The organism is Stenotrophomonas sp. YJH_SMC_4 (assembly GCF_059371575.1).
The window spans coordinates 368,430-391,340 of record NZ_JCAFUR010000003.1 but is presented as its reverse complement, the minus strand read 5'-3'; the positions used below and the strand labels follow the sequence as shown (position 1 = coordinate 391,340).

Genomic DNA, 22,911 nt, shown 5'->3' with positions numbered 1-22,911 from the left:
ATTTGTGCGTTGCGAGACCGAACATGATAGGCCAAACAACCCCCACTCCCGACGACGAATCTGAAGCCCCGCTGGTCCCCGCGGCACCCGTGCCCGTGGAACAGGAAAAAGCAGAAGAATTCGGCGGCCGCGGCGGACTTGATCCGGTGCGGTATGGCGATTGGGAGAAAAACGGACGCTGCATCGATTTCTGATCAGCATTGAGCCAACGCGGCCGCGTGCCGCCCAGCCGAGACAACGAGCCCAGCGAATGGCGACCAGACAACGCCCACTTTCCCCGCACCTTCAGGTGTATCGCTGGCAGATTCAGATGGCCACCTCGATCCTGCATCGAGCCACTGGCGTCTTTCTGTCTGTTGGTGCCCTCATCATCGCTGCCGGCCTGCTGGCCCTGATGATGGGGCCCGAGTCCTGGAACTGCTTCACCGGCCATGCCGGGGCCTGGTATGGCCGCGTGTTCCTGTTCGCGTGGACATGGTCGTTCGCCTATCACCTGTGCAATGGCATCCGCCATGTGGTGCAGGACTTCGCCATCGGCTTCAGCATCCCCGCCTTCATCCGCAGCAGCTGGCTGTCGGTCACCGGCAGCCTGGTGATCACCCTGCTGGTGTGGGCCTATGTGATGTTCGGAGGTGCCGCGTGAGCAAGTTCCGTACCCCGTTGAAGAACGTGCGTGGCCTTGGCTCGGCGAAGACCGGCACCGAGCACTTCGTGCATCAGCGCCTGACTGCCGCCGCGCTGGTGGTGCTGGGTATCTGGTTCCTGGTCTTCGTGCTGGGCCTGCTGGGCTCGGACTACGCGACCGCCGCCGCCGCCGTGGCCAAGCCGTGGAACGCAGTGCCGCTGATCGGCCTGCTGATCGCCATGTTCTGGCACGCGCAGCTCGGCATGCAGGTCGTGCTGGAAGACTACATCCACGAATCGCTGCTGGCCCTGGTGCTGCAGACCGCGGTGAAGTTCGTCGCCGTGCTCGGCATGATCGTCAGTGTGTTTGCGGTGGGCCGCATCGCCCTCGGCGTTGCCTGAGCCCAGGCACCTACACAGGAATCCAGATTAGATGTCCGCTTACAAGATCACCGAACATAAGTACGACATGGTCGTGGTCGGCGCCGGCGGCGCCGGCCTGCGCGCCACGTTCGGCCTGGCCGCCAAGGGCCTGCAGACCGTGTGCCTGACCAAGGTCTTCCCGACCCGTTCGCACACCGTTGCCGCCCAGGGCGGTATCTCGGCCGCACTCGCCAACATGGGCGAAGACGATTGGCGCTACCACTTCTTCGACACCATCAAGGGGTCGGACTGGCTGGGCGACCAGGACGCCATCGAATACATGTGCCGTGAGGCCATCCCGGCCATCATCGAGCTCGAACACTACGGCGTGCCGTTCTCGCGCACCGCCGAAGGCAAGATCTACCAGCGTCCGTTCGGTGGCATGACCACCAAGTACGGCGAAGGCCCGGCGGCGCAGCGTACCTGCGCGGCGGCCGACCGTACCGGCCACGCGATGCTGCACACCCTGTACCAGCAGTCGCTGAAGCACGATGCGCGCTTCATGATCGAGTACTTCGCGCTCGACCTGATCTTCGACGACGAAGGCGCCTGCCGCGGCGTGCTGGCCCTGGACATGTCCGACGGCACCCTGCACCTGTTCCGCGCCCAGGGCGTGGTACTGGCCACCGGCGGCTACGGCCGTGCCTACTTCAGCGCCACCTCGGCGCACACCTGCACCGGCGACGGTGGCGGCCTGGCCATGCGTGCCGGCATTGCCATGCAGGACATGGAGTTCGTGCAGTTCCACCCGACCGGCATCTACGGCGCCGGCTGCCTGATCACCGAGGGTGTCCGCGGTGAAGGTGGCATCCTGCGCAACAGCAGCGGCGAGCGCTTCATGGAGCGCTACGCGCCGCACTACAAGGACCTGGCCTCGCGCGACGTGGTCAGCCGTTCGATGACCATCGAGATCCGCGAAGGCCGCGGCGTCGGCGAGCACAAGGACCACATCCTGCTCGACCTGACCCACCTCGGCCCGGGCGTGATCGACGACAAGCTGCCGGGCATCGCCGAAAGCGCCCGCATCTTCGCTGGCGTCGACGTGCACAAGCAGCCGATCCCGGTCATCCCGACCGTGCACTACAACATGGGCGGCATCCCGACCAACTACCACGGCGAAGTGGTGCAGAAGGTCGGCGACAACGACAATGCCGTGGTGCCGGGCCTGTACGCCATCGGTGAAGCGGCCTGCGTGTCCGTGCACGGCGCCAACCGACTGGGCTCGAACTCGCTGCTGGACCTGGTGGTGTTCGGTCGTGCGGTGGCCAACCGCTGCGCCGAGACCATCAAGCCGGGCGCATCGCACAAGCCGCTGCCGGCCGATGCCTGCGACAAGGCGCTGGGCCTGCTGGACAAACTGCGCCACGCCAACGGCGATACCCCGACCTCGGTCATCCGCGATCGCATGCAGCGCACCATGCAGGCCGACGCGGCCGTCTTCCGCACCAGCCAGACGCTGAAGGAAGGCTGCGAGAAGATGGACAAGATCTTCGACTCGTTCCAGGACGTGAAGGTCTCCGACCGTTCGCTGGTGTGGAACTCGGACCTGATCGAGACCTACGAGCTGAACAACCTGCTGCTCAACGCGGTGGCGACGATCAACTCGGCCGAACAGCGCAAGGAAAGCCGTGGTGCGCATGCGCACGAGGACTATCCGGACCGCGACGACGTCAACTGGCAGAAGCACACCCTGGTCAGCGTCGACGAGAAGGGCAAGTGCAGCTTCGACTACCGTCCGGTGCACATGTACACGTTGACCGACGACGTGTCCGTGGTGCCGCCGAAGCCGCGCGTGTACTGATCCGACCCCGCCTACCATGCAATCCGCGCCCAAGGGCGCGGGCCGCCTGAGCCAACGAGAGCAGCCATGGCCGAGTTTTCACTCCCCAAGAATTCCAAGATCACGAAGGGCAAGCACTTCCCCGTCAAGAACGGCGGCAAGAACGTGCGCACCTTCAAGATCTACCGCTGGAGTCCGGACGACGACAGCAACCCGCGCACCGATACCTATGAAGTCGATCTGGACGCCTGTGGCCCGATGGTCCTGGACGCCCTGATCAAGATCAAGAACGAGATCGACCCGACCCTGACCTTCCGCCGCTCGTGCCGCGAAGGCATCTGTGGTTCGTGCGCGATGAACATCGACGGCACCAACACCCTGGCCTGCACCCGAGCCATCTCGGACTGCGGCAAGAAGGAAGTGCCGATCTACCCGCTGCCGCACATGAACGTGGTGAAGGATCTGGTTCCGGACCTGACCCACTTCTATGCGCAGTACGCCTCGATCAAGCCGTGGATCCGCACCCAGACCCCGGCACCGCCGGACCGTGAGCGCCTGCAGTCGCCGGAAGACCGCAAGAAGCTGGACGGCCTGTACGAGTGCATCCTGTGCGCCTGCTGCTCGACCAGCTGCCCGAGCTACTGGTGGAACGGCGAGCGTTACCTGGGCCCGGCGATCCTGCTGCAGGCCTACCGCTGGATCATCGACTCGCGCGATGAGGACACCGGTGCGCGCCTGGACGATCTGGAAGATCCGTTCAAGCTGTACCGCTGCCACACCATCATGAACTGCGCCCGGACCTGCCCGAAGGGCCTGAACCCGGCGCTGGCGATCGCCGAGATCAAGAAGCTGATGATGGAACGCCGCGCCTGATCGGCTCTGGCCGTACCCGGTAGAGCCACGCCATGCGTGGCTGTGCCACCGCAGTAGAGCCACGCCTTGCGTGGCTTTGCTGTATCTGGAGAAACACGATGGAAGAAGACGTTCTGCTGAAGAAGCTGCGCTGGCGCTGCCGCCGCGGCATGCGTGAGCTGGACCAGCTGTTCGGCCGTTATCTCGACCACGAATGGAGCACTGCGCCGACCGAGGAGCGCGAGGTTTTCCTGTTCCTGCTCGACTGCGAGGACGATAAGTTGTGGCGCTGGTTCATGGGCTATGAGGCCTGCCCGCATGCGCACGCGATCCCCCTCATGCAGAAGATCCTCGCCCTCAAGCCTTGAGTGGCGCCCCTCGCGGCTGCAGGCCGCCGCCCAGCTGGCGGTGCTGCTGGCCGCACCCTGGCTGCTGCGCGCATCGGATCTGCCGCCCAGGCTGCTGACGCCGGCGGTGTTGCTGGCCTGGGGCATCGGGTTGGCCGAACTGGCCTGGCGCCAGCGCAGGCCGCGCGTGCAGGTGCTTCTGCCGGTACCGCCCGAGCTGCTGCAGGTGGCCGGGCAGGACGTCGATGCACCACAACTGGTCGTGCGTGGGCCATGGCTGTTGTTGCTCTGGCGTGAGGATCGGCGCCGCCGGCGCCTGCTGTTCTGGCCCGATGTGCTCGATTCCAGGCAGCGACGTGAACTGCGACTGGCCGTGGCCGCACGCGGCGTTTCCCGTAGGCCCCGGTCGATGGCACCATAAGCTGAATTGACCGGCGTGCCTGCATGTTCAAACCCATTCCCGTGGCCATTGGCCTGCGCTACCTGCGCGCCAAGCGCCGCAACGGCTTCATCTCCTTCATCTCGATGGCATCGATCCTGGGCATCGCGCTCGGCGTTACGGTGCTGATCACCACCCTGGCGGTGATGAGCGGTTTCCAGAAGGAAATCCGCAGCCGCCTGCTGCAGATGACCGCGCACACCACCATCAGCCGCGATGGCGAGCCGATGCCGGACTGGATGCGCGTGGTGGACGTCGCCCGCAAGGACCCGCGCGTGGCCGGTGCCGCGCCGTACATCGAGATCCAGTCGATGATCAGCGGCCCGCGCGTGCAGGGCGCAATCATCCAGGGCATCGATCCGGCGCTGGAGCCGAAGGTGTCGGTGATCGACAAGAAGGTCACCAAGGGCAGCTATGACAGCCTCAAGCCGGGCAGCTTCAACGTGCTGCTGGGCAAAGAACTGGCGGTCTGGCTGGGCGTGGACGTTGGCGACCAGGTGCTGGTGACCTTTGCAGAAGTGCAGGGCACGCCTGCTGGCGCAGTGCCGCGGATGAAACGCTTCACCGTCAGCGGCATCTTCGAGGCCGGCTACAACGAGGTCGACCGCGGCGTCGGCTTCGCCAACATGCAGGACCTGGAGCGCGTGCTGCGTTCCGATGGCGCTACCGGCGTGCGGCTGAAACTGCACGACATGGACCGCTCGCTGGAAGTGGGCGTGGACCTGGCGCAGAGCCTCGGCGGCGCGTACCGGGTAAGTGACTGGACCCAGCAGAATGCCAACCTCTACCACTCGCTGCGCATGGAGAAGGTAGTGATGGGCATCCTGCTGTCGCTGATCATCGCCATGGGCGCTTTCAACCTGGTGTCGTCGCAGGTGATGCTGGTCACCGACAAGCAGGCCGACATCGCCATCCTGCGCACCCTTGGCCTGACGCCGGGCGGGGTGATGCAGGTGTTCATGGTGCAGGGTTCGCTGATCGGCATCTTCGGCACGCTGGCCGGCCTGATCGGCGGCATCACCCTGACCCTCAACCTGGAACGCATCCTCGGCGCCATCGAGAGCGTGTTCAACGTCAAGCTGCTGCCGGAGGATGTGTACTACATCACCGGCCTGCCGACCGACATGCAGACCGGCGACGTGGTGGCGATCACCGTGGTCGCGCTGCTGATGAGCTTCCTGGCCACCCTGTATCCCGCCTGGCGGGCAGCACGCACCCAGCCGGCGGAGGCCCTGCGTTATGAATAAGGTCTTCAACCGCGGCGACGAAGTGATCCGCGCCGAAGCACTGGGCAAGACCTACGCCGAAGGGCGCATGCAGACCCCGGTGTTCGATGGCCTGGACCTGACCGTGACCGCCGGCGAGACGGTGGCGATCATCGGTGCCTCCGGCGCCGGCAAGAGCACGCTGCTGCACCTGCTGGGCGGCCTGGACATTCCAACCGCCGGCGAGGTCTACGTGACCGGGCAGCGCATGTCGGCGCTGTCGGATACCGCGCGCGGTCTGCTGCGCAACCAGGCGCTGGGCTTCGTCTACCAGTTCCATCACCTGCTGCCGGAGTTCACCGCGCTGGAAAACGTGATGATGCCGGTACTGCTGGCTGGCACTGCGGTAGCAGAAGCGAGCAGCCGGGCCACCACGCTGCTGGAAGCGGTCGGCCTCGGCCACCGCCTGGATCACAAGCCGGGCGAGCTGTCTGGTGGTGAGCGGCAGCGTGCTGCGGTGGCGCGGGCACTGGTCAATCACCCAGCCTGCGTGCTGGGTGACGAGCCGACCGGCAACCTGGATGACCGCACGGCCGCCACGGTGTTCGAGCTGATGCTGGAACTGAATCGTGCGCGTCACACCAGCCTGGTGCTGGTCACCCACGACCGCAGCCTGGCGCGCCGCCTCGACCGGGTGCTGGAGCTGCGCGAAGGGCGCTTGCACGCACTGGCCCACGCCGATGTCTGAGGCGCCGGGGCCGCTTTGGTGGAAGCCGACCCTGGTCGGCTGCTCCTGCAGGGCAGGCGCCAACCAAGGTTGGTGACTACCGGAATACGGGGCCTTGGGTCTGCTTTGGTAGAGGTCGGCCTTGGTCAACCGCCGACCAGCGCCTGAATGGGGCTTTCGGTCGTCGCGCCGGCGTTGCCGGCCCGGGCGCATGATGGCGACAGTTCCCCGAGGAGATCGCCATGAAGACCCCGTTCCTGGTGGCCGGACTCTGCCTGGCGCTGGCCGCGTGTGCGACCACTGGCCGGCTCAGCAGCGCCGATAAGCTTGACCTGTACCGTGCCCATGCCGGTGCGCCGCAGAACGACATGCAGTTCTTCGGCACCCTCAATGGCTGGACCGAGCTGGGTGACAGCGCGCTTGCTGTATGGACGCGTCCCAGCGAGGCCTACCTGCTGGAGTTGAGGGGGCCCTGCCAGGACCTGCCATATGCCACCGCCATCGGCCTGACCAGCCAGATGAATCGTGTTTCGGCGCGTTTCGACAAGGTGCTGGTGCGCGACCCTACCGGCGGCCCGCGCCTGCCGTGCTTCATCGACAGCATCCGCAAGCTCGATGTGAAGGCACTACGCGCATCCGAGCAGGAGCTGCGCCAGGCGCAGGTGCAGGAGCGCGAGGAAAACAGGAAATAGCGCGGTCGTGCCGGCCGCTGGCCGGCATCGCGCAGATGCCAGGTTGCCGGCCAGCGCCCGGCACTACCTGTGCGTCAGGCTTCCGGAGTGAAGCCGGCCGGCTTTTGCGCGTCCTTCTCGAACAGGAACTTGACCAGTTCGCCTTCAAGGAACGCGCGATGTTCCGGCGTACGCGGCGACAGGCGGTTCTCGTTGATCAGCATGGTCTGGTGCGCCAGCCACGCAGCCCAGGCCTGCTTGCCGATGTTGTTGAAGATGCGCTGGCCCAGCTCGCCGGGGTAGGGCACGAAGTCCAGGCCCTCGGCATCGCGTTGTTCGTACTGGCAGAAGACGGTTCGGGGCATGGCACTCACTCGTGGTTGCGGGGTTTCTTGGAAGTTCGTTTTGGCGTCTTGATCGTCGCGCCGTCGAGCAGTTTGCGGATCGGCGCGGGCAGGCCCAGCGCGGGCAGTTCATCGTAGGCGACCCAGCGCAACGTGGGTTCTTCCACGCGCAGGCCGTTCACCTGGCGCGACAGTACCTGCAGGTGCAGCCTGTAGTGACTGAAGGTGTGCTGCAGCACTGGCAGCTCCTCGGCGTCTTCCAGCGAACCTTCAACATGCGCATCGAACCAGTCCTGCAGGTCGCTGCCGGCCTCGGCCTGCGGCAGCGTCCACAGCTGCGCCCAGATGCCGGTGTCCGGCCGCTTCTGCAGCAGCACGCGCTGCTGGGGGTCGCGCAGCAGCAGGGCCACTGCTTCTCGTTCGGGCAGGGTCTTGCTGGGCTTGGGCGTCGGCAGTTCGGCAGTGCGGCCTTCGCGGCGCGCCACGCACGCGTCCTGCAGTGGGCAGATCACGCAGGCGGGTCTGGCGCGGCTGCACACGGTCGCGCCCAGGTCCATCTGCGCCTGGGTGTAATCGGCCATGCGCCCGGTCGGCACCTGCGCCACGTGCGCCTCGGCGATCGCCCACAACTGCTTCTCGATGGCCGGAAGGCCCGGGAAGCCGTCGATGCCGTGGTAGCGGCTGAGCACCCGCTTGACGTTGCCATCGAGGATCGCGAACGGGTCGTTCCAGGCCTGGCTGAGGATCGCACCGGCGGTGCTGCGGCCGATGCCGGGCAGGGCATGCAGCGCGTCGAAGTCACGTGGCAGATCGCCGTCGTGCAGTTCCACGCAGCGCTTGGCTGCCGCGTGCAGGTTGCGTGCGCGGGCGTAGTAGCCGAGCCCGGCCCACTGCGCCATCACCGCGTCATTGCTGGCGGCGGCGAGGTCGGGCAGGGTCGGGAAGTGCTGCAGGAACCGCTGGAAGTACGGGATGACCGTACTCACCTGGGTCTGCTGCAGCATGATTTCCGACAACCAGACCCGATAGGGGCTGCGCGGATGCTGCCAGGGCAGGTCGTGGCGACCGTGGTCGTCGAACCAATGCAGCAGGTGGGTGACGAAGTCGTCGGTCTGCGTGGTTCCGGCGCTGGCGTGCGGCTGGCGGGGCATCGGTATTCCGGAGGTGGGCAGCCACCCATGGGGTGGCTCTACCGGGCTGCAGTAGAGCCACGCCAAGCTTGGCTGCACGGTCTATCAGGCACCCAGCGCTTCGGGCAGCAGGGCGTCAACGAAGGCTTCCGGATCGAACACACGCAGGTCTTCCGGGCGCTCGCCGATGCCGGCGAAACGGATCGGAATGCCGAACTCGCGGGCCAGCGCGAACACCACGCCGCCCTTGGCAGTGCCGTCCAGCTTGGTCACCACCAGGCCGGTCACGTTCACCGCGGCATTGAACTGGCGCAGCTGCGACAGCGCGTTCTGGCCGGTGGTGCCGTCGATTACCATCAGTACTTCGTGCGGTGCAGTGGCGTCGATCTTGCCGAGCACGCGGCGGATCTTGCCCAGCTCGTTCATCAGGCCGGACTGGGTGTGCAGGCGGCCGGCGGTATCGGCGATCAACACCGAGGTGCCACGGGCCTTGCCGGCCTGCAGCGCATCGAATGCCACCGAAGCGGCATCGGCGTTCTGCCCTTGGGCGACCACGGCCACGCCGTTGCGCTCGCCCCAGGCCTGCAGCTGTGCGACGGCGGCGGCGCGGAAGGTGTCGCCGGCGGCCAGCATCAGGCTGTGGCCTTCATCCTTGAAACGCTTGGCCAGCTTGCCGATGGTGGTGGTCTTGCCAACGCCGTTGACGCCGACGGTCAGCACCACGAAGGGCTTGGCATTGCGGTCGATCACCAGCGGCTTGGCCACCGGCTGCAGGATCGCGATCAGCTCGGCGCGCAGCGCGGCCAGCAGCGCATTTGCATCTGCGAACTCGCGCGACTTCATGCGCTTACGCAGGCCCTCGACCAGGTCGGTGGTGGCACCCACGCCGACGTCGGCGGTGATCAGGGCGGTTTCCAGCTCGTCCAGCAGGTCGTCATCGAGTTTTGGGTTGCGCGAGAACAGGCCACCGAAGCTGCGCGCGATGACGCTGTTGCGCAGGCGTTCGCGCCAGCCGGGCTTGCCGGCAGGTGCCGGAGCAGCGTCGACCGAGGCGGCAGCAGGCAGGTCGTCGGTGACCGGTGCCGGGGTGGGCTCGGGCAGCGGTGCGGGTGCCGGTTCGATGGCCGGGGTCGCGATGGGGGCGACGTCAATCTGCGCCGTGGGCGCAGGAGCTGCCGGAACCGGTGCGGCTGGGGCCGGAATCACCGGGGTGGGCTCGGCAGCGACCGGAACGGCGGTTGCCGGGGGCGGCTCGACCGGTGCAGGCTCGGCCGGTACGGCTACCGGTGCCGGCTCCTTGTCCTCGACCGGCGCGGCCGACGGAAACGCCGCCGCCAGCTCTTCAGCCGAGTAGTGCTGGGTCTTGGGTGCCTCCGTTGCGGGGGCATCCTGGGGCTTCTTGCGGCGGAAAAAACTGAGCATTGGCAAAAGGCGCTGAAATCAGAGGGATATGCTACCACTCAGGCCTGTCGGGCCGATGTGGACTCAAGGTCGCGGCCGGCCGGCCGTTAACCGGTCCGGAGGGCTGCGCAGGGCGGTCCGGAGACCGCCATGAACAACGGAATGGGAATCGCCCTCGGCGGGATGCGTGCGGCCCAGCAGGGCGTGCAGGTGGCCGCGCACAACGTGGCCAACCTGGCGACTCCCGATGCCGAGCGCTTGCAGTTGCAGCGCAGTACGGTGGAGCAGGCCGCGGTGACTCCCACCGGCACCGATGTCAGTGCGCCACTGGGTGATCTGCTGGCAGCGAAAGCCGAGGTGGTGGCTTTCGCTTCCAACGCCGCGGTGATCCGACGCCAGGACCAGATGCTGGGCTCGCTGCTGGATCGCGAGGCCTGAGCCTCCCGGCCTTGGTGGGTGTCAACCTTGGTTGACACGCTCGACCCGCCTGGTAGGTGCCAACCTTGGTTGGCACGCTTTTTGGGCGCCAACCAAGGTTGGCTTCTACCAGAGCATCGCCGGGTAAGCCGGGCCATGCCCGGCGACCACCTTGTCGATCAGGCCGACAGCTCCAGCAGCAGCTTGTTCAGGCGCGCCACATAGGCGCCCGGATCCTTCAGGCTGTCGCCGGCGGCCAATGCAGCCTGGTCGAACAGCACCCGGCCCAGATCGTCGAAACGCGCGCCATCGGCTTCAGCATCCAGCTTGGCGATCAGCGGATGGCCCGGGTTGATCTCCAGCACCGGCTTGCTGTCCGGCACCTTCTGCCCGCTGGCTTCCAGAATCTGGCGCATCTGCAGGCCCAGGTCCTGTTCGCCGATGGCCAGCACCGCCGGCGAATCGGTCAGGCGGTGCGAGACGCGCACGTCGGCCACGTCATCGCCCAGCACCGTCTTCAGGCGCTCGACCAGGCCCAGCTTGTCCTTGGCCGCTGCTTCCTGTTCCTGCTTGTCCGCTTCGGTTTCCAGCGCGCCCAGGTCGAGGTCGCCGCGGGCGATGTCGACGAAGCCCTTGCCGTCGAAATCGGTCAGGTAGCCCATCAGCCACTCGTCGATGCGGTCGGTCAGCAGCAGCACTTCCACGCCCTTCTTGCGGAACACTTCCAGGTGCGGGCTGTTGCGCACCTGGCTGTAGCTCTCGCCGGTCAGGTAGTAGATCTTGTCCTGGCCTTCGGCCATGCGGCCGAGGTAGTCAGCCAGCGACACGTTCTGCGCATCGCCGTCGCCACGGGTAGAGGCGAAGCGCAGCAGGCCGGCCACCTTCTCGCGGTTGTTGTAGTCCTCGGCCGGGCCTTCCTTCAGCACCTGGCCGAATTCCTTCCAGAACGTGGCGTACTGCTCCGGCTTGTCTGTGGCCAGCTTTTCCAGCATGTCCAGCGAGCGCTTGGTCAGCGCGGCCTTCATCGAATCGATGACCGGGCCGGACTGCAGGATCTCGCGCGAGACGTTCAGCGACAGGTCGTTGGAATCGACCACGCCCTTGATGAAGCGCAGGTACAGCGGCAGGAACTGCTCGGCCTGGTCCATCACGAACACGCGCTGCACGTACAGCTTCAGGCCCTTGGGCGCATCGCGGTGGTACAGGTCGAACGGCGCGCGGCCAGGCACGTACAGCAGCGAGGTGTATTCCAGCTTGCCTTCGACCTTGTTGTGGCTCCATGCCAGCGGATCGCTGTGGTCGTGTGCCACGTGCTTGTAGAACTCGGTGTACTCGGCGTCGCTGATCTCGGTGCGCGGGCGGGTCCACAGCGCGCTGGCGCGATTGACGGTTTCCCATTCGACCGCGGCGCCTTCTTCGCCACCTTCCTTCGGCATCTGGATCGGCAGGCCGATATGGTCCGAATACTTCTTGAGGATGCCGCGCAGGCGCCAGCCATCGGCGAAGTCGTGCTCGCCGTCCTTCAGGTGCAGCACGATGCGGGTGCCGCGCTCGGCCTTGTCGATGGTGGCCACTTCGAAATCGCCTTCGCCGCGCGAGGTCCAGCGCACGCCTTCGCCTGCAGCCAGGCCGGCGCGGCGCGAGGTCACTTCCACTTGGTCTGCAACGATGAAGGCACTGTAGAAGCCGACGCCGAACTGGCCGATCAGCTGCGAATCCTTTTTCTGGTCGCCGGACAGCTGGCGGAGGAAATCGCCGGTGCCGGACTTGGCGATCGTGCCGAGATGGGCAATTGCCTCGGCGCGGCTCATGCCGATGCCGTTGTCTTCGATGGTGATGGTGTGGGCGGCGGGGTCGAAGCTGACGCGCACGCGCAGCTCGCTGTCACCTTCAAGCAGGGCCGGCTGGGTCAGGGCCTCGAAGCGCAGCTTGTCGGCAGCGTCAGCGGCGTTGGAGACCAGCTCGCGCAGGAAGATCTCCTTGTTGGAGTACAGCGAGTGGATCATCAGCTGCAGCAGCTGCTTGACTTCGGTCTGGAAGCCAAGGGTTTCGGTCTGGGTGGTCTCGGTCATCGATAGGGCTCCATGTGCAATGCCGCGCCAGCGCGTGCGGCCTCGCCAAGGGGTATGGCTGATTGTCCCGAAATCAAGGGGTTGGTCGGCAGGGCTTGCAGCCCTGCACCTGCAGAGGCCGATGCAACAGCAACATCAACAGCAGCAGCGGGCTATCCGTGGGATGGCGGGGCGGTGTGGGTTGGCAGGACACGCCGTAAACCCGTCCCTGGGGGCTCGATGGCGCCATCCATGGCGCCAACGGTCCTGCCAACCCACACCGCCCCGCCTCTGACAGGTTCACGCGGCTGTTGGCAGGTGTCGACCTTGGTCGACACATCTGTCAGATATCGATACATCAAATGGGGTCAGATCCGTTTTCCGCAGGAAAACGAATCTGACCCCAAGAGACCTTCCGGCAGATCGCAGGAAACTGTCGAAGGCGGGGTGGGGCAGGTTGTGGGGGTGTCCGCGGCATGGATGCCGCGGCCAAGCCCCCATGGACGGGTTTACGGCGTCCCCCACAACCTGGCCCACCCCGCCTACCCACAGGAAACCAGCTTTTGCCGTTGCTCTGGCTGTTGCTTCGGCCTCTGCGGGTTCCGGGCGCCGCCCGGACGACTACAATCCCGCTCATGCTGAAATTCTCGAATGAACCCCGCCGGGGGCGCCTGTGAGCGGCCGTGGGGGCAATGACGGCCAGGTCCGCATCATCGGCGGTCGCTGGCGCAATACCCGCCTGCCGGTGCCGACCCTGCCGGGGCTGCGGCCCAGCAGTGACCGCGTGCGCGAGACCCTTTTCAATTGGTTGATGCCCAGACTGGGCGGCGCGCGGGTGCTGGACCTGTTCGCCGGCAGTGGCGCGCTGGGCCTGGAGGCGGTCTCGCGCGGTGCCGCCCACGCCACCCTGGTCGAGCGCGACGCGCAGCTGGGACGCAATCTGACCGCGGCCGTGGCCAAGCTGCAGGCCGCCGATCAGATCACCGTGGTGCAGGCCGATGCCCTGCGCTGGCTGCAGGGCGCGCCCGCGCAGCAGGCCGATCTGGTCTTCATCGACCCGCCGTTCGCCGATGGCCTGTGGCAGGACGTGCTGGCGCAGCTGCCGCGGCACCTGGCCGCCGATGCCTGGCTGTACCTGGAATCGCCGGCCGGCCACGTGCCGGTGCTGCCGCCGGACTGGCTGCTGCACCGCGAGGGCGGTACCCGCGAGGTGCGCTTTGCCCTGTACCGCCGCGCCACTGCTACACTTTGACCTCATCTGAACATCTGCATCCGCCCATGACCGTGGCCAACCGCCGCATTGCCGTCTATCCCGGCACGTTCGACCCGATCACCAACGGTCATATCGACCTGGTCAGCCGGGCCGCGCCGCTGTTTGAAAAGGTCGTGGTGGGCGTGGCGCAGAGCCCGTCCAAGGGCCCGGCGCTACCGCTGGAGCAGCGCGTGCAGCTGGCGCGTGGCGCACTGGGCCACCATGGCAACGTCGAGGTCATCGGCTTCGACACCCTGCTGGCCCATTTCGTCCGTTCGGTCCAGGGTGGGGTGCTGCTGCGCGGCCTGCGCGCGGTGTCCGACTTCGAGTACGAGTTCCAGATGGCCAGCATGAACCGCCACCTGATCCCCGAGGTCGAGACCCTGTTCCTGACCCCGGCCGAGCAGCACAGCTTCATTTCGTCCTCGCTGGTCCGCGAGATCGCGCGCCTGGGCGGCGACGTGTCCGGCTTCGTGCCGGCCGCGGTGCTCGAAGCCCTGCGCAAGGTCCGCGAAGCGAAGGCGGCACAGTCGTAAGTCCTGCTGTACCCGCACCCCATTACGTACAACACCACGCACCATTCCGGGAGGAAACCCATGAACACCACCATGCGCGCGATGCTGATCGCTTCGTTGGCCCTGGCCTTCACCGCCTGCAAGAAGGAAGAGGCCGCTCCGGTCGACGAGGCCAAGCAGGCCCTGGTCGCCCCGGCCAAGGATGATGATGCAGGCTGGAAGAAGTACCTGCAGGAAGTGGCCATCCAGAACATGGGCAATATCACCAACAGCCCGTTCCTATACTACCTCTCGCCGGAATCGGACCCGGACTTCCAGGCCAAGTACGAGCGCCAGACCGAGAGCGCGACCCAGGCCGTGGCCCGTGGCGTGCAGCCGGGCAACATGCTGGCCTTCGGTTCGTCGGCCTCGGGCAAGATGGCTGACATGATCCAGGCCGTGTTCAAGGACGTGTCGCCGGATTCGATGAAGGGCGTGCGTGTCGTCTTCATCGGCCAGTCGGCCGACAACGCCCGCGTGCAGGCTGCCATCCAGCCGACCGGTGCCGAGTACATTTTCGTCGAAGCCAAGTAAGACCGAGCCATGGCGGCCATGCTCCGGCATGGCCCGGGCGGCGTCCTGCAAGGGCGCCGCTGATGACCTGACCGGCCCGCGCGCCCGCGCTGGCCGGTCCTTTGTCCCAGGGCGCGGGCGAGGAGTATCGCCGTGTCGCTGAAAATCAACGAGCTCTGCGTCAACTGCGACGTCTGCGAGCCGGCCTGCCCGAACCAGGCCATTGCGATGGGTGAAACCATCTACGTGATCGACCCTGCGCGCTGCACCGAATGCGTGGGTCATTTCGACGAGCCACAGTGCGTGGTCGTCTGCCCGGTCGAGTGCATCGATCCGGACCCGGAGATCGTGGAAACGGAAGACCAGCTGCTGGCCAAACTGCGCCAGCTGCAGCACGATCACCCCGAACTCTATGCGGAGCCCCCATCCGAATGAAGACGCTGATCGTCCGCCGCCTGTTGCTGCTCGGCCTGCTGCTGAGCCCGATTGCCTGGGCCGACAGCCCGGCCCGTGCCGAGCGCCCCGACGGCGCGGCCATTGCCAGCGGCCACGCGCTGGCCACCCAGGCCGGCATCGACATCCTGGCGCAGGGCGGCAACGCCTTCGACGCCGCGGTGGCGGTATCGTCCACGCTGGCGGTGGTCGAGCCGATCAGTTCCGGGCTGGGTGGCGGTGGCTTCTTCCTGCTGCACGACGCGGCCACCGGCAAGGATGTGATGCTGGACGCGCGCGAGACCGCGCCGGCCGCGGCAACGCCGCAGGCCTTCCTCGACAAGCAGGGCAACCTCGACCGTGACCGCTCGGTCAACGGTGCGTGGTCGGCCGGTATTCCGGGCCTGCCTGCGGCGCTGGTCGAGCTGTCGGCCAGGCACGGCAAGCTGCCGCTGTCTGCATCGCTGCAGCCGGCGATCCGCATCGCGCGCGAAGGCTTCCCGGTCTACGACCGCATGGCCAAGGGCTATGCCTCGCGCCGCGAAGTGATGGAGCGCTATCCCGGCACCCGTGAGGTCTACCTGCGCAACGGCAAGCCGATCGCCAGCGGTGACCTGTTCAAGCAGCCGGAGCTGGCACAGACGCTGGAGCGCTTGGCCGCAGGTGGCTTCGACGGCTTCTACAAGGGCCAGACCGGAAAGCTGTTGCTGGCCGGCGTGAAGCAGGCCGGCGGCCAGTGGACCGCTGAAGAGCTGGCCGGCTATCGCGTGAAGCAGCGCGAACCGATCGTGTTCAACTACAACGGCTGGAAGATCACCACCGCGCCGCCGCCGTCGTCCGGTGGCATCGCGCTGGCCAGCATGCTGCAGATCCTGGAAGGCTGGGACATCAACAAGATGGACCCGGCGCACCGCACCCACCTGGTGGTGGAGTCGATGCGCCGTGCCTACCGCGACCGCACCTTCTTCCTCGGCGATCCGGACTTCGTGCAGATCCCGCAGAAGGTGCTGACCAGCAAGGACTACGCACAGGGCCTGCGGGCGACCATCCATCCGGAGAAGGCCACGCCCAGCGACCTGCTGTCGGGCAACCCGACCCCGCTGGAAGATGACGAGACCACGCACTTCTCGATCATCGACCGTGACGGCAACCGGGTCGGCGCGACCCAGACCGTCAACCTGCTGTACGGCTCGGGGCTGATTCCGAAGGGTACCGGCGTGCTGCTGAACAACGAGATGGACGACTTCGCGCTGAAGCCGGGCACGCCCAACGCGTTCGGCGTGATGGGCTACGAGGCCAATGCGCCGAAGGCGGGCAAGCGCATGCTCAGCTCGATGACCCCGACCTTCATGGAGAACGCCGACAAGGTGGTGGTGCTGGGCACCCCGGGTGGCAGCCGCATCATCACCATGGTGCTGCTGGGCATCCTCGGCTACGACGCCGGCCTGGACGCGCAGCAGGTTGCCGCGCTGCCGCGCTACCACCACCAGTGGCTGCCGGACCTGATCGAAGCCGAGGACGATGCATTCGACGCGGCCACGGTGAAGCAGCTGCAGGCGATGGGTCACAAGATCGACCTGCCGGGCAATGTCGCCGCCGGGGGCCGCGGGTCCAGCCACGTGTGGGGCAACCTGCAGACCGTGGAATGGGACCGGAAGGCCAACAAGCTGTTTGGCGGCAGCGACCCGCGCAACCCGGTGGGCAGCGCCCTGGTCGTGCCGGCACGCTGATCCGGTCGTGCCGGCCGCTGGCCGCCAATCTGGCTGTTTACCGAAACCCCGCCTTTGACGGCGGGGTTTTCTGTTTCCTTTCTAGCGATTATTTAACGAGCCGGCGCCGATAATCGACACATGAAACTCTGGTCTATTCGTGGAAACTCGCAGCGCCTCGACGGCGGCGCGATGTTCGGCAACGCGCCGCGCGCGTTGTGGGAAAAATGGGCGGCACCGGACGAGCTCAATCGCATCGAGCTGGCCTGCCGTGCGCTGCTTGCCAGCCCGCTGGAAGGCAAGACCGTGCTGTTTGAAACCGGTATCGGGGCGTTCTTCGATCCGCGCATGCGTGAGCGCTATGGCGTGCAGGAAAGCCAGCACGTACTGATCGATTCGCTGCGCGAAGCAGGTTTCGAGCACGAGGACATTGATGTCGTCGTGCTCAGCCACCTGCATTTCGATCATGCCGGTGGCCTGCTGGCGGCATGGAGCGAAGGGCGTGAGCCGGAACTGCTGTTCCCCAATGCGACTTATGTGGTCGGTGCGCAGCATTGGCAGCGCGCCATGCAGCCGCATCCGCGCGACCGTGCCAGCTTCATTCCGGAGCTGCCTGGCCTGCTGCAGGCCAGCGGTCGCCTGGAAGTAGTGGACGGCGAGTATTCGAAGGTTCTGGGTCGCAGCGTTCGCTTCAGCTACAGCGATGGCCACACGCCGGGGTTGATGCTGGCCGAGATCGTCGGCCACGCGCACGCCGGCGAAGATGCGCACGGCGGGGTGGTGTTCTGTGCCGACCTGATCCCGGGGCGCTCATGGGTACACGTGCCGATCACCATGGGCTACGACCGCAATGCCGAGCTCCTGATCGACGAGAAGCGGCAGTTCCTTGAGGACAAGCTGGCGCGCAACGTGCATCTGTTTTTCACCCACGACCCGCAGGTGGCGCTGGCGCAGCTGGGTCGCGATGACAAGGGGCGTTTCGTGACCCTGCACGAGCAGGGTGAATTGAAGGCGCGCGCGCTGGGGTGACGGGTGTTCGGCAGGGCTGTTCCCTGCACCTGCAGAAGCCGAAGCAAGATCAAGAACGGCATTCCGTGGGATGGCGGGGCGGTGTGGGTGGTCAGGACACGCCGTAAACCCATCCATGGGGGCTCGATGGCGCCATCCATGGCGCCTGCCCACCCACACCGCCCCCACCTCTGACAGGTGGCCGGTGGCTATTGTTGGGTGCCGACCGTTGGTCGGCACATCTGTCAGATATCGATATTCAAATGGGGTCGAATGCCATTGCTGTGCAACGGGCTCTGCCCCCATTCGATTGAACTGGACGAGCGATGCTACGACGCCTTCAGGCAGCTGCTCATGAAGGTCTTGCGCGCGTCACCGGCCAGCTTCTTGGCACCCGCGTCAGCGTTGCACTTGCGCATGCGTTCCTGTTGCGCGTTGGCCGGCTTGGCTTCGGCAGCGTGGCCACTGAGGCAGGAACTCTGCGCGGTCTTGTAGGCGTCACCCTTCAAGCCCTTGTTCTTGGCCGAGCAGTCGGCCATGCGCTGCTGCTGCGGCGTGGTGGCATTGGCAGCCAGGGGCAGGCCGACCAGCAGGACAGCGGCCAGCAGGAAAGAAGCTTTCATCGAGAGCACTCCAGGCGGTGGCGGGTGCGCGGAGCATTGGCCTGCAGGCAGCAACGCCACGTGAAGAATCGTGCCTCGGCAGCGACCGCTTGCAGGGGCATTCAGATCGGCGTATTAATTAGCCATATGGGTAAGTATGATCCCGCCATTCAAGACGTGTTCCAGGCACTGGCCGACCCCACCCGATGCGCGATCGTGGCGGCGCTGGGGCAGGGGCCGCGCACGGTGTCGACCTTGGCCGAGCCTTTTGAGATGGCCTTGCCCTCGCTGATGAAGCATCTGGCCGTGCTGGAGCGCAGTGGCGTGGTGCGCAGCCGCAAGCAGGGGCGTGTGCGCACCTGCGAACTGGTGCCGGAACGGTTGGGCCAGGCCGAGCAATGGCTGGCCGAACAACGTGCCATATGGGAAACGCGCGCCGACCGCATGGTCGAGTTTGTCGAAACCCTTCACCGACAGGAGCAGGCCCATGGCCGTAGACGCAGGTAACAACCCCGAGACCGATCTGGTCATCAGTCGCGTACTGAACGCACCGCGCGCCGCCCTGTGGCGGGCGTGGACCGACCCGGAGCTGCTGCGCCAGTGGTGGTGCCCGAAGCCGTGGTCCACCGAAGTGCGTGCCTTCGACCTGCGCCCGGGCGGCGCCTTCCACACCTTCATGCAGGGCCCCGACGGCGGCAGCAGTGACAACCCGGGCAGCTTTCTGGAGATCGTGCCGCAGCAGCGTCTGGTGTTCACCTCGATGCTGGGCCCGGGTTGGCGGCCGCAGTCACCGTGGCTGGGCTTCACCGCCATCATCTCGATGGAGGATGAGGGCCAGGGCTGTCGTTACACCGCGCAGGTGATGCACCCGGACAAGGCCCTGCGCGACCAGCATGAGCAGATGGGCTTCTTCGACGGCTGGAACACCGTCATCGGCCAGCTGGAAGCGTTCGCGGCCGGCCTGTAGGCCGGCATCCGGGGTGGGGTCAGAGCCCTTTCTGCGAAAGGGATCCGACCCCGGTTCGGCGGCTCAGCCGACGCGGGTACCGAAGATGCGGTCACCGGCATCGCCCAGGCCGGGCAGGATGTAGCCCTTGTCGTTGAGCTGGGCATCGATGGCCGCGGTGTAGATTTCCACGTCCGGATGCACGGCCTTGACTGCTTCGATGCCTTCCGGCGCGGCCACCAGGAAGATGCCCTTGATGCGGCGGGCGCCGGCACGCTTGAGCATGTCGATCGTGGCGATCAGGGTGCCGCCGGTGGCCAGCATCGGGTCCAGGATCAGCGCGTCGCGCTCTTCCAGGCGGCCGGTCAGGCGCTCGAAGTAGGGCACCGGCTGCAGCGTTTCCTCATCGCGCTGCAGGCCGACCACGCTGACGCGTGCCGCCGGGATCAGCGACAGCACGCCGCTGAGCATGCCCAGGCCGGCGCGCAGGATCGGCACCACGGTGATCTTGGCGCCGGCGATGCGCTGCACGGTGACCGGACCGGCCCAGCCGGGCAGGGTGTGAGGCTCGGTGTCCAGGTCGGCGGTGGCCTCGTAGGCCAGCAGCGTGCCGAGCTCGTTGGCCAGTTCGCGGAAATCCTTGGTGCTGAGCGCAGCGTTGCGCATCAGGCCGATCTTGTGCTGCACCAGCGGGTGGCGCACTTCGACGATCTTCATGGTCGGGAAGGGGGATAAGGAGAGAGGACGCCATTTTGCCGGATTGGGCGCCCAACCCCAAACCGGGGCCGGAGACGGCCCGCATGAAATGTGCAGATGCATGTCATTGCCATGCAACCTTGCGGACATACCGTGCAGACCCATTCTTAACAGGAATGGGGATTCCCAGTGCATATCAAGACTCCGTTGGCCGTTGCCATCACCCTGACCCTGGCGATGGGGGCTGCTGCACCACTGCAGGCCGCCGGGCAGCAGGCGGTTGCCGCCACCGGTGCAGTGGCCGCCGATGCGGTCGACCTGGACCGCATTGAAGTGCGCGCCCAGCTTGAATCGCAGATCCGCGCGGTGGACCTCAAGCGCAGCAGCAACGCCATCGAGGATGCGGTGTCGTCCGACGCGCTGGGCCAGTACCCGGACAAGAACGTGGCCGAGTCGCTGCAACGCCTGCCGGGCATCAGCGTGACGCGCGACCAGGGCGAGGGCCGCTACGTGGTCGTGCGCGGACTGGATGCCAACCTCAACAGCGTCAGCGTCGACGGCATCGCCATCGGCACACCGGACAACTCCAGCCGCGCCGCACCGATGGACGTGATCCCGTCCGATTCGACCGAGCGCCTGCGCGTGGTCAAATCACCGACCCCGGACATGCCGGGCGACGCCATTGGCGGCGCGATCCTGGTCGAGACCGCCTCGGCGTTCGACCGCGAGGGCCGCAGCCTGCGTGGCAAGATCGAAGGCAGCCACCAGCAGCTTTCGGGCGAGACCAGCCCGAAGGCCGCGTTCAACTACAGCGAAGTGTTCAACGACACCTTCGGCATCGCCGCCGGCGTGAACTACCAGAAGCGGACGTTCGAATCGGACAACAGCGAAGTGGAGTACGGTGATGTCAGCGGGAACAAGGATCCGACCACCACCCGCCCGGGCGAAATCACCGCGCTGAACCTGCAGAACCGCAAGTACGAGATCGAGCGCAAGCGCATCGGCGCCAACCTCAATTTCGACTGGCGCCCGAACGAGGACAGCCGTTACTACCTGCGCACGCTGTACAGCCAGTTCGACGATGCCGAAACCCGCCAGCGCGTGATCTTCAACTTCAACAGCGCCGACATGATCGCCACCGGCACCGACCAGTATCGACTTGCCGGCATGCCGAAGGATTCGATCGACAAGCGCATGCGCTACCGGACCAAGGAAGAGAACACCTTCGCCGCCAGCCTGGGTGGCGAGAACAAGCTGACCGACGCGGTACTGGACTACAAGATCGGCTATACCCGCACCGAAGAACGCGTGGACGACGAGATCGAATCGCGCTTCAAGCTCAACGGCAAGGCCTTCAATGGCACGCTGGACCAGCGCAGTCGCCTGCCCACCTACACCTTCGACAACGACCAGTGGCTGGACAACGCCAACTACAAGTTCGACCGTGTGGTGGCCAAGCCGAAGAAGGTGGACGACGAGGAGCGCAGCGCGCAGGTCAACATCCGCTTCGACGGCGACAACAGCAGCTACAAGTTCGGCCTGCTCGGGCGCTGGCGCGACCGTGACGTGAATGTCGATGAGGCGTCGCTGCGCGTGGGTCCGGCGATCAAGCTCAGTGACTGGACGACCGGCTCGCCGGAACATCGCCACGGCCCGATGGGGCAGGGCATGGACTCATCGGCGATGCGCAGCTACTGGTCGCAGCACGGTGGCGAATACAGCGCGCGTCCGCAGGATGTCGGTGGCAACGCCGCGACGTCTCTGGAAGGCGACTACACCGCGCGCGAAGACGTGTTCGCCAGCTATGCGATGGGCACCTGGGACATCGGTGCGCTGCGCGTGATCGGCGGCGTGCGTGTGGAGAACACCCGCTTCAGCGCCACAGGCAATCGCGTGGACGTGGCCAAGGACGGGCGCTCCTACACCGCGACCCGGGTCACCGCCAGCAAGAGCTACAACAACGTACTGCCGGGCCTGCACCTGCGTTACGACGCCAGCGACGACTGGGTGTTCCGCTTCGCCGCCAACAAGACGGTGGCGCGCCCGGGCTTCGGCGATGCCTCGCCGCGCATCGGCCTGGCCCGCAACGACAATGAAGTGCGCCTGGGCAACCCGGAGCTGGATCCGTACGAGTCGACCAACATCGACCTGTCGGTGGAGAAGTACATCGGCGAAAGCGGCATCCTCTCGCTGGGCGTGTTCCACAAGTCGATCGACGGCTACATCGTGCAGGTCCGCCAGGCCGGCGCCGACGGCATCTACGACGGCCTGCCGGTGGTGACCTCGGTCAATGGCGACAAGGCCAAGGTGCGTGGCGCCGAGTTCAACTGGCAGCAGCAGCTGTCGTTCCTCCCGGCTGGCTGGGATGGCCTGCTGGTGGGTGCCAGCGGCACCTGGCTGGACACTGATTTCGACCCGGGCCTGGCCAAGCGCGCCGGTGAGGACTTCACCCTGCCGCGCGCCTCGAAGAACGTGTACAGCGCGCACATCGGTTACGAGAAGTACGGCCTGAGCACCCGCGTGGCAGCCGTACACCGCAGCGAGTACCTGGATACCCTTGGTGCTGGCCGTGCCTTCGACATCTACGTAGCGCCGAACACCCAGCTCGACTTCTCGCTTGACTACAGGTTCACTCCGCGCGTGAGCATGTATTTCGAGGCACAGAACCTGCTGGACAAGCCGCTGGAACTGTACCAGGGCACGCGCTCGCGCACCCTGCAGATGGAAGAATATGGCCGCACCTACGCACTGGGCCTGAAGGTGGCACTGTGAGCGGGCCTCGCATCAC

General features: G+C 66.2%; 26 protein-coding genes. 20 read left to right on the top strand and 6 right to left on the bottom strand.

All coding sequences use genetic code 11. The features are described 5' to 3' along the window. Nucleotides 1–23: 23 nt before the first annotated feature. The 10 genes from AC5P9F_RS08035 to AC5P9F_RS07990 all read left to right on the top strand — a co-directional run bounded on the left by AC5P9F_RS08035 (nucleotide 24) and on the right by AC5P9F_RS07990 (nucleotide 7,089). Complete coding sequence (locus AC5P9F_RS08035; protein ID WP_005409075.1) at nucleotides 24–194, top strand: DUF1674 domain-containing protein; 171 nt, start codon at nucleotides 24–26, stop codon at nucleotides 192–194. Between the two features lie 56 nt (nucleotides 195–250). Continuing rightward, a complete protein-coding gene (gene sdhC, locus AC5P9F_RS08030; RefSeq protein WP_005409076.1) occupies nucleotides 251–643 on the top strand; it encodes a succinate dehydrogenase, cytochrome b556 subunit in 393 nt (130 codons plus the stop codon). After that, nucleotides 640–1,026, top strand: a complete 387-nt coding sequence (gene sdhD, locus AC5P9F_RS08025) for a succinate dehydrogenase, hydrophobic membrane anchor protein (protein ID WP_005409077.1) — start codon at nucleotides 640–642, stop codon at nucleotides 1,024–1,026. The genes sdhC and sdhD overlap by 4 nt, the downstream gene beginning before the upstream one ends. A 31-nt stretch (nucleotides 1,027–1,057) precedes the next feature. Further along, on the top strand, nucleotides 1,058–2,848 hold the full coding sequence (sdhA, locus tag AC5P9F_RS08020) for a succinate dehydrogenase flavoprotein subunit (protein ID WP_005409078.1): 1,791 nt from the start codon (nucleotides 1,058–1,060) through the stop codon (nucleotides 2,846–2,848). A 66-nt stretch (nucleotides 2,849–2,914) separates the two neighbouring features. Further along, nucleotides 2,915–3,700 carry a succinate dehydrogenase iron-sulfur subunit gene (locus AC5P9F_RS08015; protein ID WP_005409079.1) on the top strand — a complete coding sequence of 262 codons (786 nt, stop codon included), beginning with the start codon at nucleotides 2,915–2,917 and terminating at the stop codon, nucleotides 3,698–3,700. Nucleotides 3,701–3,798: 98 nt separating this feature from the next. Then, nucleotides 3,799–4,047: an FAD assembly factor SdhE gene (locus tag AC5P9F_RS08010; RefSeq protein ID WP_005409080.1), complete on the top strand. Its 249-nt coding sequence runs from the start codon at nucleotides 3,799–3,801 to the stop codon at nucleotides 4,045–4,047. Beyond that, entirely contained in the window at nucleotides 3,998–4,447 is a 450-nt protein-coding gene (locus tag AC5P9F_RS08005; RefSeq protein ID WP_044569841.1) for a hypothetical protein, read from the top strand. Before AC5P9F_RS08010 ends, AC5P9F_RS08005 begins: the two co-directional genes overlap by 50 nt. 23 nt (nucleotides 4,448–4,470) lie before the next feature. Continuing rightward, nucleotides 4,471–5,712: a lipoprotein-releasing ABC transporter permease subunit gene (locus tag AC5P9F_RS08000; protein WP_005409082.1), complete on the top strand. Its 1,242-nt coding sequence runs from the start codon at nucleotides 4,471–4,473 to the stop codon at nucleotides 5,710–5,712. Next, on the top strand, nucleotides 5,705–6,418 hold the full coding sequence (gene lolD, locus AC5P9F_RS07995) for a lipoprotein-releasing ABC transporter ATP-binding protein LolD (RefSeq protein ID WP_005409083.1): 714 nt from the start codon (nucleotides 5,705–5,707) through the stop codon (nucleotides 6,416–6,418). Before AC5P9F_RS08000 ends, lolD begins: the two co-directional genes overlap by 8 nt. 221 nt (nucleotides 6,419–6,639) lie before the next feature. Further along, the gene (locus AC5P9F_RS07990) at nucleotides 6,640–7,089 is read left to right on the top strand and encodes a DUF6491 family protein (RefSeq protein ID WP_033833075.1); all 450 of its coding nucleotides are present in this window, start codon (nucleotides 6,640–6,642) and stop codon (nucleotides 7,087–7,089) included. Nucleotides 7,090–7,163: 74 nt separating this feature from the next. On the opposite strand, the gene AC5P9F_RS07985 is transcribed toward AC5P9F_RS07990, so the two are convergent. The 3 genes from AC5P9F_RS07985 to ftsY form a co-directional block, all read right to left on the bottom strand. Then, entirely contained in the window at nucleotides 7,164–7,433 is a 270-nt protein-coding gene (locus tag AC5P9F_RS07985) for an oxidative damage protection protein (RefSeq protein WP_005409085.1), read from the bottom strand. 5 nt (nucleotides 7,434–7,438) lie between these two features. Further along, nucleotides 7,439–8,563, bottom strand: a complete 1,125-nt coding sequence (gene mutY / locus AC5P9F_RS07980; RefSeq protein ID WP_043035023.1) for an A/G-specific adenine glycosylase — start codon at nucleotides 8,561–8,563, stop codon at nucleotides 7,439–7,441. An 84-nt stretch (nucleotides 8,564–8,647) separates the two neighbouring features. Further along, nucleotides 8,648–9,964 carry a signal recognition particle-docking protein FtsY gene (gene ftsY / locus AC5P9F_RS07975; RefSeq protein WP_099561638.1) on the bottom strand — a complete coding sequence of 439 codons (1,317 nt, stop codon included), beginning with the start codon at nucleotides 9,962–9,964 and terminating at the stop codon, nucleotides 8,648–8,650. 129 nt (nucleotides 9,965–10,093) lie between these two features. Between ftsY and AC5P9F_RS07970 the strand changes: the two genes are divergently transcribed. After that, nucleotides 10,094–10,381 (top strand): hypothetical protein, encoded by a 288-nt coding sequence (locus AC5P9F_RS07970; RefSeq protein WP_308680441.1) that lies wholly within the window; start codon nucleotides 10,094–10,096, stop codon nucleotides 10,379–10,381. Nucleotides 10,382–10,539: 158 nt separating this feature from the next. Here the strand turns inward: AC5P9F_RS07970 and htpG are convergent, their stop codons facing one another. Further along, nucleotides 10,540–12,432: a molecular chaperone HtpG gene (gene htpG, locus AC5P9F_RS07965; RefSeq protein ID WP_043035024.1), complete on the bottom strand. Its 1,893-nt coding sequence runs from the start codon at nucleotides 12,430–12,432 to the stop codon at nucleotides 10,540–10,542. 652 nt (nucleotides 12,433–13,084) lie between these two features. On the opposite strand from htpG, the gene rsmD reads away from it, so the two are divergent. The 6 genes from rsmD (at nucleotide 13,085) to AC5P9F_RS07935 (ending at nucleotide 17,900) form a co-directional block, all read left to right on the top strand. Next, nucleotides 13,085–13,663 carry a 16S rRNA (guanine(966)-N(2))-methyltransferase RsmD gene (gene rsmD / locus AC5P9F_RS07960; protein ID WP_049461091.1) on the top strand — a complete coding sequence of 193 codons (579 nt, stop codon included), beginning with the start codon at nucleotides 13,085–13,087 and terminating at the stop codon, nucleotides 13,661–13,663. A gap of 26 nt (nucleotides 13,664–13,689) precedes the next feature. After that, entirely contained in the window at nucleotides 13,690–14,199 is a 510-nt protein-coding gene (coaD, locus tag AC5P9F_RS07955) for a pantetheine-phosphate adenylyltransferase (protein WP_005409091.1), read from the top strand. Nucleotides 14,200–14,259: 60 nt separating this feature from the next. Further along, the gene (locus tag AC5P9F_RS07950; protein ID WP_005409092.1) at nucleotides 14,260–14,751 is read left to right on the top strand and encodes a hypothetical protein; all 492 of its coding nucleotides are present in this window, start codon (nucleotides 14,260–14,262) and stop codon (nucleotides 14,749–14,751) included. A 132-nt stretch (nucleotides 14,752–14,883) separates the two neighbouring features. After that, a complete protein-coding gene (locus AC5P9F_RS07945) occupies nucleotides 14,884–15,165 on the top strand; it encodes a YfhL family 4Fe-4S dicluster ferredoxin (protein WP_004153175.1) in 282 nt (93 codons plus the stop codon). Beyond that, a complete protein-coding gene (ggt, locus tag AC5P9F_RS07940; protein ID WP_099497827.1) occupies nucleotides 15,162–16,892 on the top strand; it encodes a gamma-glutamyltransferase in 1,731 nt (576 codons plus the stop codon). Before AC5P9F_RS07945 ends, ggt begins: the two co-directional genes overlap by 4 nt. Before the next feature lie 120 nt (nucleotides 16,893–17,012). Beyond that, nucleotides 17,013–17,900: an MBL fold metallo-hydrolase gene (locus AC5P9F_RS07935; RefSeq protein ID WP_005412984.1), complete on the top strand. Its 888-nt coding sequence runs from the start codon at nucleotides 17,013–17,015 to the stop codon at nucleotides 17,898–17,900. 308 nt (nucleotides 17,901–18,208) lie between these two features. On the opposite strand, the gene AC5P9F_RS07930 is transcribed toward AC5P9F_RS07935, so the two are convergent. Continuing rightward, nucleotides 18,209–18,502: a PsiF family protein gene (locus AC5P9F_RS07930; RefSeq protein ID WP_005412985.1), complete on the bottom strand. Its 294-nt coding sequence runs from the start codon at nucleotides 18,500–18,502 to the stop codon at nucleotides 18,209–18,211. 60 nt (nucleotides 18,503–18,562) lie between these two features. Between AC5P9F_RS07930 and AC5P9F_RS07925 the strand changes: the two genes are divergently transcribed. Together AC5P9F_RS07925 and AC5P9F_RS07920 are read left to right on the top strand one after the other, a co-directional pair. Further along, a complete protein-coding gene (locus tag AC5P9F_RS07925) occupies nucleotides 18,563–18,988 on the top strand; it encodes an ArsR/SmtB family transcription factor (RefSeq protein WP_223846393.1) in 426 nt (141 codons plus the stop codon). Further along, nucleotides 18,969–19,448, top strand: a complete 480-nt coding sequence (locus tag AC5P9F_RS07920) for an SRPBCC family protein (RefSeq protein ID WP_024956419.1) — start codon at nucleotides 18,969–18,971, stop codon at nucleotides 19,446–19,448. Before AC5P9F_RS07925 ends, AC5P9F_RS07920 begins: the two co-directional genes overlap by 20 nt. A 63-nt stretch (nucleotides 19,449–19,511) precedes the next feature. Here AC5P9F_RS07920 and upp read toward each other — a convergent pair whose 3' ends face one another. After that, entirely contained in the window at nucleotides 19,512–20,144 is a 633-nt protein-coding gene (gene upp, locus AC5P9F_RS07915; RefSeq protein WP_005409099.1) for a uracil phosphoribosyltransferase, read from the bottom strand. A gap of 216 nt (nucleotides 20,145–20,360) precedes the next feature. On the opposite strand from upp, the gene AC5P9F_RS07910 reads away from it, so the two are divergent. Then, the gene (locus tag AC5P9F_RS07910; RefSeq protein WP_219625174.1) at nucleotides 20,361–22,895 is read left to right on the top strand and encodes a TonB-dependent receptor; all 2,535 of its coding nucleotides are present in this window, start codon (nucleotides 20,361–20,363) and stop codon (nucleotides 22,893–22,895) included. Nucleotides 22,896–22,911 lie beyond the last annotated feature (16 nt).

What these genes read in the sequence shown, in the direction of transcription:
- ftsY (WP_099561638.1), bottom strand. Translation starts at nt 9,964, where the DNA reads ATGCTCAGTTTTTTCCGCCGCAAGAAGCCCCAGGATGCCCCCGCAACG.
- AC5P9F_RS07920 (WP_024956419.1), top strand. Translation starts at nt 18,969, where the DNA reads ATGGCCGTAGACGCAGGTAACAACCCCGAGACCGATCTGGTCATCAGT.
- AC5P9F_RS07970 (WP_308680441.1), top strand. Translation starts at nt 10,094, where the DNA reads ATGAACAACGGAATGGGAATCGCCCTCGGCGGGATGCGTGCGGCCCAG.
- AC5P9F_RS08010 (WP_005409080.1), top strand. Translation starts at nt 3,799, where the DNA reads ATGGAAGAAGACGTTCTGCTGAAGAAGCTGCGCTGGCGCTGCCGCCGC.
- AC5P9F_RS08015 (WP_005409079.1), top strand. Translation starts at nt 2,915, where the DNA reads ATGGCCGAGTTTTCACTCCCCAAGAATTCCAAGATCACGAAGGGCAAG.
- sdhC (WP_005409076.1), top strand. Translation starts at nt 251, where the DNA reads ATGGCGACCAGACAACGCCCACTTTCCCCGCACCTTCAGGTGTATCGC.
- coaD (WP_005409091.1), top strand. Translation starts at nt 13,690, where the DNA reads ATGACCGTGGCCAACCGCCGCATTGCCGTCTATCCCGGCACGTTCGAC.
- AC5P9F_RS08000 (WP_005409082.1), top strand. Translation starts at nt 4,471, where the DNA reads ATGTTCAAACCCATTCCCGTGGCCATTGGCCTGCGCTACCTGCGCGCC.
- AC5P9F_RS08005 (WP_044569841.1), top strand. Translation starts at nt 3,998, where the DNA reads ATGCGCACGCGATCCCCCTCATGCAGAAGATCCTCGCCCTCAAGCCTT.
- AC5P9F_RS08035 (WP_005409075.1), top strand. Translation starts at nt 24, where the DNA reads ATGATAGGCCAAACAACCCCCACTCCCGACGACGAATCTGAAGCCCCG.
- AC5P9F_RS07985 (WP_005409085.1), bottom strand. Translation starts at nt 7,433, where the DNA reads ATGCCCCGAACCGTCTTCTGCCAGTACGAACAACGCGATGCCGAGGGC.
- mutY (WP_043035023.1), bottom strand. Translation starts at nt 8,563, where the DNA reads ATGCCCCGCCAGCCGCACGCCAGCGCCGGAACCACGCAGACCGACGAC.
- upp (WP_005409099.1), bottom strand. Translation starts at nt 20,144, where the DNA reads ATGAAGATCGTCGAAGTGCGCCACCCGCTGGTGCAGCACAAGATCGGC.
- htpG (WP_043035024.1), bottom strand. Translation starts at nt 12,432, where the DNA reads ATGACCGAGACCACCCAGACCGAAACCCTTGGCTTCCAGACCGAAGTC.
- sdhA (WP_005409078.1), top strand. Translation starts at nt 1,058, where the DNA reads ATGTCCGCTTACAAGATCACCGAACATAAGTACGACATGGTCGTGGTC.
- lolD (WP_005409083.1), top strand. Translation starts at nt 5,705, where the DNA reads ATGAATAAGGTCTTCAACCGCGGCGACGAAGTGATCCGCGCCGAAGCA.
- AC5P9F_RS07930 (WP_005412985.1), bottom strand. Translation starts at nt 18,502, where the DNA reads ATGAAAGCTTCTTTCCTGCTGGCCGCTGTCCTGCTGGTCGGCCTGCCC.
- ggt (WP_099497827.1), top strand. Translation starts at nt 15,162, where the DNA reads ATGAAGACGCTGATCGTCCGCCGCCTGTTGCTGCTCGGCCTGCTGCTG.
- AC5P9F_RS07950 (WP_005409092.1), top strand. Translation starts at nt 14,260, where the DNA reads ATGAACACCACCATGCGCGCGATGCTGATCGCTTCGTTGGCCCTGGCC.
- AC5P9F_RS07935 (WP_005412984.1), top strand. Translation starts at nt 17,013, where the DNA reads ATGAAACTCTGGTCTATTCGTGGAAACTCGCAGCGCCTCGACGGCGGC.
- AC5P9F_RS07990 (WP_033833075.1), top strand. Translation starts at nt 6,640, where the DNA reads ATGAAGACCCCGTTCCTGGTGGCCGGACTCTGCCTGGCGCTGGCCGCG.
- AC5P9F_RS07910 (WP_219625174.1), top strand. Translation starts at nt 20,361, where the DNA reads ATGGGGGCTGCTGCACCACTGCAGGCCGCCGGGCAGCAGGCGGTTGCC.